The sequence below is a fragment of the Thiomonas sp. TH-17 genome, from assembly GCF_057473305.1.
The window spans coordinates 1-2234 of record NZ_JBYCKI010000241.1; the positions used below are offsets into that span (position 1 = coordinate 1).

A 2234-nucleotide genomic window follows, 5' to 3' on the forward strand; every position below is an offset into this window, starting at 1 on the left:
CACCGCAGCGACCAGGCTCCACCCGAACGGTTTCACGTTCATCTTCATACCCCTGTCTCAATCCCCGTAGGGAGGGAGGCATCCATCACATCTCCTCGGTCGAATGAAATTTTGAAGCATCCGTCGCTCCGCGTTACGCTTTGCAGACATCTGGATACATCTTGTGCCGATGCGGTGCGAACCGTATGGGCTCAAACTTACCAACCCCTGACACGGCGAATCAGGATATTCCCTGAACTTCCTGACGGCCTTATTCGGTTGCAGCGCAACAATTTCTGTTCTCACCCATGCCCCACAATCAAAAATCGCGCAAAACCGCCTCAGCCACGCTGCGGCGGCGGGTGTGGATTTTGTTCTCGTTGGCGGGATTGACCGTTACGGCAGTCGTCACCGCCAGCCTGCTTCTCTCTCTGCGGGCGATAGGCCCGCAGGCCGCGGCGCCGCTGGTGCTGTATGGCGGCGGCGCCATTTTCGTTCTGGTGCTGTTGCTGGCCCTGGCCTGGCAGGCGGTGGACGAAAAGCTGGCGCGCCCCGTGCTGCAATGGGCGCGTTTGCTGCAGGTCATGGCGGCTTCGGCCGAAGCCCAACCCATGCCCCGCGATGCCCCCAGTCTGGCCTGGCTGAACCCGCTCGATGCTGCACTGCACGATGTCGCGCAAGCCCTACACAACGCCCGCACCGAGCAGGAAGCGCAACTCGCCGCCGCCACGCAGGCGGCCAGCCGCAGGCAGTTGCAACTCGAAGCCGTGCTGCGCGATCTCCATGTGGGCGTGGTGGTTTGCAATGCGGCGCACGATGTGCTGCTTTACAACCAGCAAGCCTTGCAGATGCTGCAGGCGCCCATCACGCTGGGCTTGGGCAGACCCTTGCAGGACAGCCTTGACCTGGACCCCGTGCGCCAGGCGCTCGACCTGCTCGACGCCTGGCAGGCCGAGCCCGATGCGCGGCACGGCCCCTCGGAGCCCATTGCGGAACTGCGGCTGCAGACGCAACACGGCACGCCAAACGCCCTCGATGCCCGGCTGAGCCGGGTGCGCGATCTCGAAGCGCGTCCCGCTGGCTACGTCCTCACCCTGACGCCCGCAGTTATGCCCGCAGCGCCCCGCACAGAAGCCCCCGTCCAAACGCCTCGCATCAGCGCCGCAAAGCCCCTGTCTGCACGGCCCGATTTCTACGACTTCGATCTATTTTCGCAGCCCGTGTCGCCCGTGCAGGCGGAATCGTTGCTGCGCAATCTGTCCTTTGTCGTGTTCGACACCGAAACCACCGGGCTCGAACCCTCAAAAGGCGACCGCATCGTGCAGATTGCCGGGGTGCGCGTGCTGCATGGCCGGGCGCTCGCAGGCGAGTCCTTCGATCAGCTCGTCAACCCTCGGCGCGGCATTCCCGCGCGCTCCAGGGCCATTCATGGCATCACCGAGGCGATGGTGGCCGATGCGCCCGACATCACCACCGTACTGCCCGCCTTCCGCGCCTTCTCGCGCGGCTCGGTACTGGTGGCCCACAACGCCGCGTTCGACCTCAAATTCATCACCCTGCAGCAAGATCGTTGTGGCGTGAATTTCGACAACCCGGTGCTCGACACCGTGCTGCTGTCCGCTTTTCTGTTTGACCCCAGCGCCCAGCACACCCTCGATGCGCTTTGCGCACGTCTCAACCTTGAAATTTCGGATCGCCACACCGCGCTCGGTGACTCCCAGGCAACCGCCGCAGTCTTCACCCGAATGCTGGACTTGCTCGAAGCCCGCGGCGTACATACGCTAGCCGAAGCCTTGGCCGTCAGCGCCCGCATGCACGCCATTCGGCGCAGCCAGGCGAAGTACTGAACCGAGATATTCTCAAGCATCGTTGCCACTACAGACGCTGCCATCCGCACCATCTGCAAATTGGCAATCGACCTCCTATCCCCGCACCGAGCCGTGCCCAAAATGCCGCAGGCAACAAAAAAGCCAAGAACCGCTAAGTCCTTGGCTTCATTGAACAAATTTTGGTTGCGGGGACAGGATTTGAACCTGTGACCTTCGGGTTATGAGGCCCATACCTCTTAACGAGCAAGATTGGCTTAGTGCGATATAAATCGTTATATAACAACGACTTGCAATTTCCGCTGCGCGCATCAAACCATTGATCAAGCCCGATTAGCAGGCTGCTGAAATACTCCACACGCACTCGCAACCGATCTCTCCAGATTTGAATTTTTCAGAGGGTTCGTTCACATCATGAAATTCCCGGGC

1 protein-coding gene is annotated in these 2234 nt (G+C 61.2%); it reads left to right on the forward strand.

All coding sequences use genetic code 11. The features are described 5' to 3' along the window. The first annotated feature begins 287 nt into the window (after positions 1 to 287). On the forward strand, positions 288 to 1826 hold the full coding sequence (locus AC2VLV_RS14135; RefSeq protein WP_486990587.1) for a 3'-5' exonuclease: 1539 nt from the start codon (positions 288 to 290) through the stop codon (positions 1824 to 1826). Positions 1827 to 2234: the final 408 nt, after the last annotated feature.

Excerpts from the sequence above, each read along its gene's own strand:
- AC2VLV_RS14135 (WP_486990587.1), top strand. The coding sequence starts at position 288 with ATGCCCCACAATCAAAAATCGCGCAAAACCGCCTCAGCCACGCTGCGG.